General features: G+C 70.1%; 8 protein-coding genes. 2 read left to right on the forward strand and 6 right to left on the reverse strand.

Annotation, left to right across the window (positions count from 1 at the left end; translation table 11 throughout):
- Positions 1-98: 98 nt before the first annotated feature.
- Positions 99-3,680: a M1 family aminopeptidase gene (locus tag D7V80_RS08440; protein ID WP_147447023.1), complete on the reverse strand. Its 3,582-nt coding sequence runs from the start codon at positions 3,678-3,680 to the stop codon at positions 99-101.
- Positions 3,677-4,615 carry an ABC transporter ATP-binding protein gene (locus tag D7V80_RS08445; RefSeq protein ID WP_120587664.1) on the reverse strand — a complete coding sequence of 313 codons (939 nt, stop codon included), beginning with the start codon at positions 4,613-4,615 and terminating at the stop codon, positions 3,677-3,679. Before D7V80_RS08445 ends, D7V80_RS08440 begins: the two co-directional genes overlap by 4 nt.
- Before the next feature lie 108 nt (positions 4,616-4,723).
- Between D7V80_RS08445 and D7V80_RS08450 the strand changes: the two genes are divergently transcribed.
- Positions 4,724-5,251 carry a hypothetical protein gene (locus D7V80_RS08450; protein ID WP_120587665.1) on the forward strand — a complete coding sequence of 176 codons (528 nt, stop codon included), beginning with the start codon at positions 4,724-4,726 and terminating at the stop codon, positions 5,249-5,251.
- On the opposite strand, the gene D7V80_RS08455 is transcribed toward D7V80_RS08450, so the two are convergent.
- Entirely contained in the window at positions 5,163-6,497 is a 1,335-nt protein-coding gene (locus D7V80_RS08455) for a FadR/GntR family transcriptional regulator (protein WP_233585214.1), read from the reverse strand. The genes D7V80_RS08450 and D7V80_RS08455 overlap by 89 nt on opposite strands.
- 1,457 nt (positions 6,498-7,954) lie before the next feature.
- On the opposite strand from D7V80_RS08455, the gene D7V80_RS08460 reads away from it, so the two are divergent.
- Positions 7,955-9,124 carry an acyltransferase gene (locus D7V80_RS08460; RefSeq protein WP_120587666.1) on the forward strand — a complete coding sequence of 390 codons (1,170 nt, stop codon included), beginning with the start codon at positions 7,955-7,957 and terminating at the stop codon, positions 9,122-9,124.
- Positions 9,125-9,128: 4 nt separating this feature from the next.
- On the opposite strand, the gene D7V80_RS08465 is transcribed toward D7V80_RS08460, so the two are convergent.
- From D7V80_RS08465 to D7V80_RS08475, 3 genes are all read right to left on the reverse strand, one after another.
- Entirely contained in the window at positions 9,129-10,706 is a 1,578-nt protein-coding gene (locus tag D7V80_RS08465) for a response regulator (protein ID WP_120587667.1), read from the reverse strand.
- A 181-nt stretch (positions 10,707-10,887) separates the two neighbouring features.
- On the reverse strand, positions 10,888-11,253 hold the full coding sequence (locus D7V80_RS08470) for a VOC family protein (protein WP_120587668.1): 366 nt from the start codon (positions 11,251-11,253) through the stop codon (positions 10,888-10,890).
- 33 nt (positions 11,254-11,286) lie between these two features.
- A partial coding sequence (locus tag D7V80_RS08475) for a helix-turn-helix domain-containing protein (RefSeq protein ID WP_147447024.1) occupies positions 11,287-11,546 on the reverse strand: 260 nt, incomplete at its 5' end.

Here is an 11,546-nt window from a genome sequence, read left to right on the forward strand (position 1 = left end):
AATCGATGTGCCAGCCTGCTCACAGAGGGAGCGGCCCGGCGGTGACGTCTGACATCGTGACAACCTGTCCCCAGCGCGGGGACACGCATGTCACCGTGTCACGGCGGCGAGAGCTTCGCCTGGGCCTGCTCGCGGCGTAGCTGGAGCACGCGCACGTCCGGGTCCACCAGCAGCCGCTCCGGCTCGAACTCCGAGCGCAGCGTCACCTGCACCGCTTCACCCGCGCCGGGCTCCGCGCGCGTCACGGCCTCCGCGGCCCCCAGGGGCGCGGCGGACTCACCGGCCTTCGTCACCGTCACCTCCACCGGCATGCGGCCCGTGCCCACGTTCGTCACCGTCGCCGTGGTCACCCACTGGCCGCGGTCCTTCGTCACGCGCGCGTCGGTGACGCGGTACTCGGGCACCACGACCTCGAAGAAGGCCTGCCGGGTGAAGCGGTCGAACGCCTCGGGTGACGGCGCGAACGGGCGCATCACCGCGATGAAGTCCTGCAGCACCGGGTGGTCGGCGTTGTTCATGTATTGCTTCAGGAAGGCCTGGAGCCCCGCGTGCATCGCGTCGCGGCCCATCAGGTCCTCCAGCATCCAGAACGTCCAGCCGCCCTTCTCGTAGAGGACCACCGTGTCGCCGTCGCGCGAGCCGTCCAGCTTCACCAGCGGCTGCTCCGCGTCCACGCGCCGGTCCTTGCCGTAGCGCTCCTCCATGCGCTTCGCGGTCTGCCGGCGAGCCTCCTGCCCGTCGAGCTGCTCGATGAGCTTCAGCGACGAGTAATGCGACATGCCCTCCGACAGCACGTTGCCGCCGGGTCCCTTGCCGGGGATGAGCAGGTTGCCCCACCACTGGTGCGCGGCCTCGTGCGCGGTGACGAGCAGCACCGCGTTCGACTCCGGCGTCGTTCGCGTGAGGAACCCGATGGACTCCGAGAACGTGATGTCCGTGGGGAAGCCCTGCGCGTAGGTGTCCAGGCCGGCGAACTCGGACAGCTTCAGCTCCGCCCACGGGAACGGATGGAACCACTCCGAGTAGTACCGGCGCGCGGCCTCCAGCCCCCGCATCATCTCCGGCACGTTGTAGCCATGCGCGGGGTCGTGGAACACCACCGTGCCCGCGCCGTCCACGCGGGTCCACCTTCCCGCGATGACGTTGAAGAAGCTCACCGGATGGTCGCTCCGCCACACGGTGGTGCGCCGGCCGTCCTTCACCGTGTCGCTCTCGCGCACGCCCACGGAGTTGAGCGTGTAGGCCTCCGGGCCGCTCACGCGGATCCGGAACGGGAACGGCATGTTGCTGCCCCAGGAGGACTCGGTGGGCCCTTCGTAGAAGTCGTCCGGGTACACGCGCGGCTCGTATTTGTTCTCCTTCGGGTCGATGCCGCGCTCCTCCTCGTAGCCCACCACCGGCGCGAACGTGGGCGTCTCGCTGGTGAGCACCGCGCCGGACGGGAGGATGAACTCCTTGAACGAGCCGCCCGCGCGGGACACGCCCGCGGGCACGTGGCCCGCGTACTGGAAGCCCACCGTCACCTTCGCGCCGGGGGGCAGCGGCGTGGACGGCGTGAAGACATACAACCCGGCGCGGTCCTCCGGCGTCACGTCCTGGCCGTCCAGCGTCCAGCGCACGTCCGTCCAGCCGTCGCCGCCGCTCAAGGCGAAGCGCGGCAGCGCCACGGCGTGACGGTTCATCAGCGTGTACGTGCCCTTCATGCGGAAGGCGCTCGCCTCCGGCTCCAGGTCCACGTCCAGGTCCACGTCCGCCAGCATGGGCTGCGGCGCGTCCTTCCACGTCGCCAGGTTCTTCTGCCAGTACTCCCTGGCGCGCTTCTTCGCCGCCGCGCCCTGGTGGCCCTGCCCCACGAGGATGCCCAGCCACGTCAGCGCCACCACCGGCACCGCCAGGCAAGGCGCCAGCCGCCACAGCCCGCGTCCAAGGCCCGAGGGCTTCAGTCCCTCCAGCGTCGTCACCGGGTCCCGCACGCGCCGGCCGTCCAGGCGCACCGCCAGCGCGGTGAAGAAGACCGCTCCGCCCAGCGCGGCCACGCGGTTGAGCACCAGCGCGGCGCGGTCTATCTGGAACGCGCCCAGGTCGGTCCACCGCACCGCGTCCCACAGGGGCCAGTTCGTCACCCAGGTGAGGTCGCCTCGCACGGCGACGTAGCCGGTGAGGCCCAGCGCGGCCAGGGCCAGCGCATAGGTGCCGAAGCGGCCTCCCGTCACCGCGCGCGCGGCCAGGATGAAGCCCGTCCACAGGAGGAAGGTGGGGAACAGCAACAGCCCCCACACCAGGACATACGGCGTCAGCGACAGCGGCACCGTGCCCTGGGACACCTGCACCAGCGAGCCCGCGAGCGCCATGGCCGTCAGCAACGCCACCGCCACCAGGCTGTTCGCCAGCGCCTTGCCCAGCAGCACCGACAGCGTGCGCACAGGGGTCGCGTCATGGATGGGCGCGAAGTGGGAGGCCTGCTCGCGCTCCAGCGACTCCACCACGTAGAACATCAACAACAGACACACGAGCACCGACGCCTGCCCCATCGTGCGCACCGCGAAGCGGCCGGGCACCAGCAGCAGGCTCGTGTCGAAGGGGCCCACCGCCGTGGCGCCCTGGGACACCATCTGCAACATCAAGAGGGGCAGGAACAGGTAGAGCCCCGGCTGCGACAGCAGCCCCCGCCCTTCCGCGCGCGTCACCGTCCACAGCCCCGTCCAGAAGCCCGGCGGACGGACGGCCATGCGCAGCGCGGACAGCGGTGCCTCCGCGTGCGACAGCGCCACCTGCGTGGGCGGCGCGTCGATGACCACGCTCTTGCGAGGGGCCTTCGTGCGCACCTCGCCCCGGAGCGCGCGGCGGAAGTGGCGTTCGCTCCAGGCCACCGCGCCCAGGCCCAGGGCCATGAGCACGAAGCGGCTGGTGACGAAGAGGGCGTCCAGGCCCACGGGCTGCGTGTTGTAGAAGTCCACGCCCCGGTCCACCTTGATCCACGTCTCCGTGAGCCACCGGAAGCCGCCGGGGTCCAGCGCCATCAGGAACCGGTTCACGCTCGGGTCCAGCCAGCCGGGAGACCAATCCCAGAGGAAGAACGCGCAGAGGAAGAACAGCCCCACCGGCAGGAAGTACACCGGCACCGCGCGGCGCGTGCGCTCGCCCGTGGCGAAGGCCGCGCCCGCCATGAAGACGATGAGCGGCAGGCCGAACCACACCGCGCCGCCCACGTAGTTCCCCCAAGCGAAGGGCCCGCGGAACTCCGCGTCCGCGCCCGCGGGCACGACGTGGTGGAAGAAGACGAGCAGCCCCATCATCCACCCGAGCGCCAGCACATACGCGCCCAGCACGCCCGCGAACTTGCCCCACACGTACTCCGAGGGCGTCAGCGGCGTGGTGTGCATGATGGGCTGCACACGGGCCTCGTCGTCGGAGATGACGGACATGCCCGCGCCCACGGACACGAAGAAGGTGAACAGCATGAAGGTGAGCAGGAGCACCGTCTGCGCGACGGCGAAGGCGCTGGTGATCCACGCCTTCTTGCCACCCACCTCCGTGCTGCCCGCGTCGATGGTGACGTTGCCGGAGGACACGCCCCACACCACCAGCACCAGCAACACCAGCAGCACCCAGAACAAGGGGCGCCGTGTCTGGTGCCGCCACTCGGTGCGCGCCACACGCCAGAGCCGGGCCGCGTTCACGCGCCCACCGCCGGGGCGGACGCTGGAGCCGGGGCCGCCGTGGGCGCGGGGGCCTTGGGCCCGGGCGCGTCCTTCATCAGGAGGAGGTAGGCGTCCTCCAGCGTGGGCGGCGTGCGCTCGAAGCCAGGGGGCACGGGTGCGCCCGGGGCGGCGTGGATGCGCACGCGGTTCCGGCCCTCGAAGAGCACCGCCTGGGTGACGCGGTGGGCCTGCTGGAAGGCGGCCATGTCGGCCGGAGGGACGGTGCCCTCGAAGAGGGTGTCGTGGAGAGCGGCCTTGGCCTCGGTGGGGCTGGTGATGGCCATCACGCGGCCGTGGCGGATGACGGCGAAGCGAGGGCAGAGCATGGCCACGTCCTCCACGATGTGCGTGGACAGGAGCACCGTGCGCTCGTGGGCCACCTCCGCGAGCAGCCGGTAGAAGCGCTGGCGCTCCTCGGGGTCCAGGCCCGCGGTGGGCTCGTCCACGATGAGGAGCTTCGGGTCGCCGGCCAGGGCCTGCGCGATGCCCAGCCGCTGCCGCATGCCGCCGGAGTACTCCTTCACCTTGCGCTTCGCCGCGAAGGTGAGGTTCACACGCTCCAGCAACTGGGCGCACAGGGCCTTCAGCCCTTGCGGCGCGGTGACGCCCTTGAGCTCCAGCAGGTAGCGCAGCATGTCCTGCCCGGAGAGGTACGGATAGAAGTCGAACTCCTGCGGCAGGTAGCCCAGGTGTGGGCGCAGCGCCTCCGGGTGGCGCACGAGGTCCAGGCCGTCGAGCGTCACCTCGCCGGAGGTCGGCTCCAGCAGGCCGGAGAGGATTTTCATCAGCGTGGACTTGCCCGCGCCATTGGGCCCGAGCAGCCCGAACATTCCCTTGGGGACATCCAGGTCCACGCCACGAAGGGCCGTCACCGGGCCCGGATACACCTTCACCAGGTTGCGCAGGCTGAGCATGTGGCCCGTTCTACGCCGAAGCCGGGGCCTCCATTTCCAGCTTCATGCACGAAAGGGCACACCGCGCGTCCAGGAGCGCACTCGCGCGCTGTGTTAGACAGCCAGGGCATGAACCTTCGACCTGTCTGTCTTTCCCTCGTCGTAGGCACCTTCGCCATCCTGGGTTGCTCGGGTTCGACCTACCTCCACGGCAAGGCCCTGGAGCAGAACCAGTACCGGGGCTACGGCGAGTACCAGCCCGAGCGCGACCGCGAGGTGCTCACCCAGGCGGCGGCGGTGAAGGACGCGGCGTCGGTCATCTTTCTGCAGGAGACGTTGCCGGAGGGCATCGAGATGACCGCCCACACGCTCCAGGTGAAGGACGGATATTCGCACCAGTTGCTGGGCAAGCTGGCCTTCAGCCGGGGGCGGGTGGACTCCAAGCAGGACCTCATCGCGCACGTGAGGAAGGTGGCGCTGGCGGCGGGAGGCGACGCGGCCGTCGGCCTGTTCCTGCTCACGCCGGCCAGCGACTACACCCAGGCGCAGGCGGTGGAGGCGGTCATCCTCAAGCTGGACCCGCGCGTGCGCACGAAGCTGCGTCCGGACGAGGCGACGGTGAAAGGCTCGTCGGCACCGGGCCTCGAACAGCTCTGAGCAGTTCGCCTGGAGCACGGGCCCCCGAGGCAGGTCGTCCCAGGGAATGCGCAATGGACCGCCAGAGACGAGCCGCCCACCGTCTCAGGCGGCCGTGAATCGCTCCACCCTCCTCGCGCTCCGCCACGCCGGTGCGTCCATGAGCGCGGGTGGTTGATGGTTCGGATTGAAGGCCACCCTCCGGAGGCGAAGCGTCCCAACTTGTCCGACAGTCGGACCGGTTTCCCAAGGCCGCTCCCGGCAAGTCCGTCCTGATGTCAGGCTCCACGGCAGGGACCTCCCCATGGAAGCAGGGAGCAATTCCGAGCACCTGGCCATCCCCAGCGGCTGACGCGACGCCGCCGAGTTCGCGCTCCTCGCCCGGGGGTTGTGCCTCCAGCGCCCTCTCCTGCCCGATGACTTGCATGGGCTCGCCGAGATGGCACTCCTGCACGCAAGGCCGTGCCTCCAGCGCATCGTCCCGCGCGGTGGCTGACACAGGGGTGCTGAGAAGTTCCTCCTGGGAGCATGGGGCCTCGGAGGACACAGGCTTCACGGGGACGGGAGCGAAGGCATTCAGCACGCGCTCATCGCAAGCCTTCAGCAGCGCCGGCAGCTCGTGCTGAAGCGCCCGCACGTCGCGCTCGTGAAGAATCGCCATCACGCGGAACGCCCACTCGCGCAGCGCCTCACCGCCCAGGAGCGGCAGCAGTTGGGCGGCGCCTCCGAGGAATGCCCGCTGCAGGGACTGAACGAGGAGCACGTGGCCGGGACGCGCCGCCACTCGCGCAGCCTGCCGCAGCAACTCGAACTCCACCTGGGCGCAGGTGGCCCCCGACTCCCAGCGCGCCGCGTCCTGGAGCTGGAAGCACGTGCTCCTCAGCCGCTCCAGGTCGAGGTCCGACGCCCTCGCGCAGCAATCGGCCAGAAGCTCCACCAGCACCTGCCGCTTGAGGCTGAAGTAGCCCTCCAGAAGCCACCGGGCGTCCGGGTTGCGCGCGTCATGCAGCGCCAGGCCCAGGTTCTCCAACGTCAGCGACTCATCCAGCGCCACCGCGCGCGTCTTGCGTCCGGAGCGCTGCACCACCAGCCCCCGCGCGGCCAGTCGTCGGAGCGCCTCGCGAATGGTGCCCCGGCACACCTCATAGCGACGCGCCAGCTTCGCTTCCGAGCCGAATTGCCCGCTCGGGGGCAACCGTCCCAGCGCGATATCGCGCTCGATTTGCGCCTCCACATAGGCCACGAGTCCTCCCCGTCCCATCCCCATTCCCCTCCTCGTTCCAGCATCGCCATCCAACCACAGGGGTCTGACACGGCCATGCGGCCCCCATTCTCATTGCCAACCAGGGGAGCGCCCTCCGGGCCCGGGCGGCGAAAAACCTGTCCGACTGTCGGACAAGTTCGCGGGCTCCATGCGGCGAAAACCTGTCCGACTGTCGGACAGGTTTCCGGACTGCGCGCCCGGCAGGAGCCCTCTCCGTGGGCCCACCTTGCAGTTCGCGCACGCACAACGCCGCGGCCCACCGTAGAACTCTGGCAGGAGCGCGACCTCGGCCGCGTGTGGCTCGGACTTGTCCGACAGTCGGACAAGTTTCCGGACTGCGCCCGGCACGGGCCCTCTCCGTGGGCCCACTTTGTCGTCCGCGCACGCACGACAACATCACGGCCCACCGCGGGCTCCGCCCGGGGCGCGACCTCGGCCGCGTGTGGCTCGGACTTGTCCGACAGTCGGACAGGTTTCCGGACTGCGCGTCCAGCACGGGCCCTCCCCGTGGACCCGCCTTGCAGTCCGCACATGCACGACAACATCACGGCCCACCGCGGAGCTCTGACAGGGGCGCGACCTCGGCCGCGTGTGGCTCGGACTTGTCCGACAGTCGGACAAGTTTCCGGACTGCGCGTCCGGCACGGGCCCTCTCCGTGGACTTGCCTTGCAGTCCGCACATGCGCGACAACATCACGGCCCACTGCGGAGCTCTGACAGGGGCGCGACCTCGGCCGCATGTGGCTCGGACTTGTCTGACTGTCTGACTGTCGGACTGGTTTTTCAGCTGCGCGCCCGTCAGGGGCTCTCTCCGTGGGCCCACCTTGCAGTCCGCGCATGCACGACAACATCACGGCCCACCGTGGAACTCTGGCAGGGGCGCAAGCGGTGCTTCATGTGACTTGAGCCTGTCCGACTGTCGGACAGGTTTCTGGACTGCGCACCTGGCGGGGCCCCTGCCCCTGGATCCGTCTTTCCGTCCTCGCAGGCATGACGTCGTGGCCTGCCGATGAACTCCGCCAGGCACGCTGCCTCGGCTTCGTGTGGCTCGAGCCTGTCCGACTGTCGGACAGGTTTTTGAGCTGCGTGCCTGTCCGTGAACCCGCCTTCTTCGTCCGCGCACGCATGACGCCGTGAGCTGCCTGCTGAGCTCCACCGGGTGCACGATCTCGGCATCGTGTGGCCTGAGCCTGTCCGACTGTCGGACAGGTTCTTGAGCTGCGCGCCCGGCGGGCGGCACTGCCTGGTGACCCCGCTTTTCGGCTGCTCAATGCCTGCCATCTCGGTCCATCGCGGAACTCGTACGGTGCGCGTCCTCGCGAAGAACTTCCGGCCTTGGGTGGGGTTGAAACACTTCTGGTGACCTGACTCGTGCCGCGAGTCTCCGCGTCCGTCGGGCAGGTCCATGGCACCGGGCCCGTTTGAGGAGCGCGCTCGGGGCTGCGAGACTCACCGCCCTCATGGCTTCTTCCCTGCCGCCACTGCATGCACTCACCGGGCTGCGGTTCCTCGCGACCGCGCACGTCGTCGCCTACCACGTGTATCACCTGGTCTTCACCGGCACGGAGGCGCCGCTGGGGCTGCATGGGCTGCTCGACAGCGGGTACGTGAGCCTCAGCGTCTTCTTCGTCCTGTCGGGTTTCATCCTTGGCTACAACTACCTGGAGCGGCCACCGGACACGCACGAGGCCCGCAGGGCGTTCTGGGTGGCCCGCTTCGCGCGCGTCTATCCCGTCTATGCGTTGGGCCTGGCGCTCGACGCGCCCGCCTACCTCAAGGGGCTGCGCGACACGTGGGCGGTGGACCCTTCCAGGGGACTGCAACACGCGGAGGCGCTGGTGGTCACGCCGCTGCTGCTCCAGAGCTGGACGCCGTGGACCGCGATGGCGTGGAACGGCTCAGGCTGGTCGCTGGCCGTGGAGGCGTTCTTCTACGCGGCCTTCCCCTTCCTGGCCGGAAGGCTGGGCCTGCTGGGACCGAAGGCGCTCGTGGTGGGCGCGGCGGTGACGTACGGCGCCTCGATGGTGCTCCCGGCGCTCTACATGGTGGCGGATCCGGACCACACCGGAGGCACCGCGTCCGCGTACCACTCCGGCCCGTGGATGCTGGCGCTGCGCTTCAACCCGCTGGCGCGGCTGCCGGAGTTCATCCTGGGCATCCTCGCGGCGCGCTTCTTCCTGCTGCGGGAGCAGCGCTCGCGTCCGGTGATGCTGGCGGTGGTGTGCGTGGGGGTCATCGCGGCGCTCGCGGGGAGCACGGCGCTGCCCTTCCCGCTGTTGCACAACGGGCTGCTGGCGCCGGTGTTCGCGGCGCTGTTCATCCTGCTGTCGCGGAGCCAGGGAGCCGTGGCGCGGGTGCTGGCCTCACGGCCACTGCGGCGGCTGGGTGAGGCGAGCTATGCGCTCTTCCTCCTGCACATGCCGGTGCTGTTCGCCTGGAAGTCCGTGCTCAAGCGGCTGGGTGAATCACCCACGTCCGCCTGGGCGGTGGCGGCGTTCGTCGTGGGCTCGGTGGGGTTGAGCGTGCTCACGCATGAGCGCGTGGAGAGGCCGGCCCGGGCATGGATCCGCGACCGGTGGACGCGGCGAGGCACGGAGCAGCCCGCGGCGGGCCTCCAGCCCCGGGCGTGAGGTCCTATGCGCTCTTCGCCTGGGACCGGCGGCGCGTGCCGCGCTTCACGGGCCCCAGCTGCGCGAGCACCCGGCCGATCTCCACCAACTCCACGGGCTTGACCAGGTGCAGGTCGAAGCCCGCCTCTTCGCTGCGGGCCCGGTCCTCCGGCGTCCCATAGCCCGTGAGCGCGATGAGGTGCGCGTCCGACGCCACGCGCCCACGCAGCTCCTGCGCCACCTGATAGCCGTCCAGGCCCGGCAGGCCGATGTCCAGGATGATGACGTCGTAGGTGCCAGGGGCCGCCATGGCGAGCGCCTCCGGGCCGTCCGAGGCGACCGCGACGGTGTGGCCCCACAGCTGGAGCATCTCGCGCAGGCCCTCGCGCGCGTCGGGGTTGTCGTCGACCAGGAGGATGCGCCACTCGCCCCGGCGGGACTCGATGCGCTCCACGGTGGCCTCGGGCCTCGCGTCGTCCGTGAGCAGCGGCAGCGTGATGGTGAAGGTGCTGCCCTGCCCCGGCCCCTCGCTGAAGACCTCCACCTGGCCACCGTGTTCGTCCACGAGGTGGCGCACCAGCGTCAGGCCAATGCCCAGCCCGCCCCGGCTGCGCGCGAGGCCCGCGTCCAGCTGCGCGAAGAGCTCGAAGATGTGCTCCTGGTCCTCCGGCCGCAGGCCGATGCCGGTGTCCTGCACGGAGACACGCACGCGGGAGTCCTCGGCCACGTGGGCCCCCACGGTGATGATGCCGCCCTCGGGCGAGTACTTGGCGGCGTTGTCGAGCAGGTTGGTGAAGACCTGCTCCAGCCGCGTCCGGTCGCCGTCCACCCAGCAGGGCTCGGTGGGGAAGGCTTCCCGCAGGATGAGCCCGCGCTCCTCCATCACGGGCCGCGCGGCGGCGAGCGAGTGCTGCAACACGGTGTTGAGGTCCAGCTGGCCGCGGCGCAGGGCGTACTTGCCGCGCGTGATGCGGCTGACGTCGAGCAGGTCGTCCACCAGGTGGCGCAGGTGGCTCACCTGCCGCTCGATGATGTCGCGGCGGCGCGCGTCGGCCTCGGACAGGCCGTTCGAGTCCTTCTGTCCAAGCATCTGCACCGCGACGGAGATGGCGGCCAGCGGGTTGCGCAGCTCGTGGGCGAGCATGGCGAGGAATTCGTCCTTCTTGCGGTCGGCCTCCTCCAGGCGGGCGGCGTTCGCCAGGGCCTCGCGCTCCACGCGCCGCAGGCGCAGGACGCTGTTGACGGTGGCGATGAGCTCTTCGGGGTCGAACGGCTGGGTGAGGTAGACATCCGCGCCAGCGCGCAGGCCCGCGACCTTCTTCTCCGCGGTGATGAAGGTGGCGGAGGTGTGGATGATGGCGACCTCGCGGGTGCGGGGGTCCTCCTTCAGGCGCCGGCACACGTCATAGCCGCTCATGTCGGGAAGCTTCACGTCGAGCACGATGACGTCGGGGCGCGAATCGAAGGCGACCCGCAGGGCCTCTCCTCCGGTGACCGCCTCCAGCATGTGGTAGCCCGCCTGGCGCAGTGAGAAGGTCCCCAGATAGAGGCTCGCGGGCGTGTCGTTGACGTGGAGGACGGTGGCGTTGGCGGTAGCGAGCACGGGCGACGTTCCCTGGGAGGAGCCGACCCGATTTCTACCGCGCGCCACGAACGCAAGCGATCCGGGATCACTCCGCGCCCCTCTTGCTCGCGCACCGCGCGTCCTGGGGGACCGGGAGTGTTGGGGCCGCGACAGCTCGCGTGAGCCCTGGCACTCCCCGACCTCCCGTCGCTTCAGCGCGTCAAGGCTCCGTCCACACCGCCAGCTCGTTGCCCGTGGGGTCGGTGAAGTGGAAGCGCTTGCCGCCGGGGAAGGAGAACGTGTCCTTCACGATGCGCCCGCCGGCCTCGCGCACCTTCGCCAGCGTCGCGTCCAGGTCCTTCGAATACAGCACCAGCAACGCGCCACCCTTCGACGGCTCCCGCTCCTTGTCGAAGCCTCCGTTCAGCCGCCCGTCCATGAAGCTCGTGTAGTCCGGGCCATAGTCCTCGAACCTCCAGCCGAACACGGCGCCGTAGAAGCGCTTCGCCTCCGCGATGTCCTTCGCGGGAAGCTCGATGTAGTCGATGCGGTGGTGCTGCTCGGCCTGCTGCGGTGCGGTGGACATGGTGTGCCTCCTCGAAGTGGGAACACCCCCACCTTAGGCACCCGCCGCCTCCGGCGATTGGACGAATCCGACCTCCGCCTGCTCGCGCACGTACGCCCCCGGCGTCAGCCCCGTCAGCGCCCGGAATTCCCGCACCTGGTGCGCCTGGTCGTAGTACCCCGCCGCCAGCGCCCACTCCGCGCCCTCCAGCTCCCGCGACAGCTCCACGGCGTGCTGCAACCTCGCGATGCGGCACAGCACCTTCGGCGACAGTCCCACCGCCGCATGGAACCGCCGCTCCACCTGCCGTGCCC

This window comes from Corallococcus sp. CA054B, assembly GCF_003611625.1.
Lineage (GTDB): Bacteria > Myxococcota > Myxococcia > Myxococcales > Myxococcaceae > Corallococcus > Corallococcus coralloides.

Excerpts from the sequence above, each read along its gene's own strand:
- D7V80_RS08445 (WP_120587664.1), bottom strand. The coding sequence starts at position 4,615 with ATGCTCAGCCTGCGCAACCTGGTGAAGGTGTATCCGGGCCCGGTGACG.
- D7V80_RS08450 (WP_120587665.1), top strand. The coding sequence starts at position 4,724 with ATGAACCTTCGACCTGTCTGTCTTTCCCTCGTCGTAGGCACCTTCGCC.
- D7V80_RS08455 (WP_233585214.1), bottom strand. The coding sequence starts at position 6,497 with ATGGGGATGGGACGGGGAGGACTCGTGGCCTATGTGGAGGCGCAAATC.
- D7V80_RS08460 (WP_120587666.1), top strand. The coding sequence starts at position 7,955 with ATGGCTTCTTCCCTGCCGCCACTGCATGCACTCACCGGGCTGCGGTTC.
- D7V80_RS08470 (WP_120587668.1), bottom strand. The coding sequence starts at position 11,253 with ATGTCCACCGCACCGCAGCAGGCCGAGCAGCACCACCGCATCGACTAC.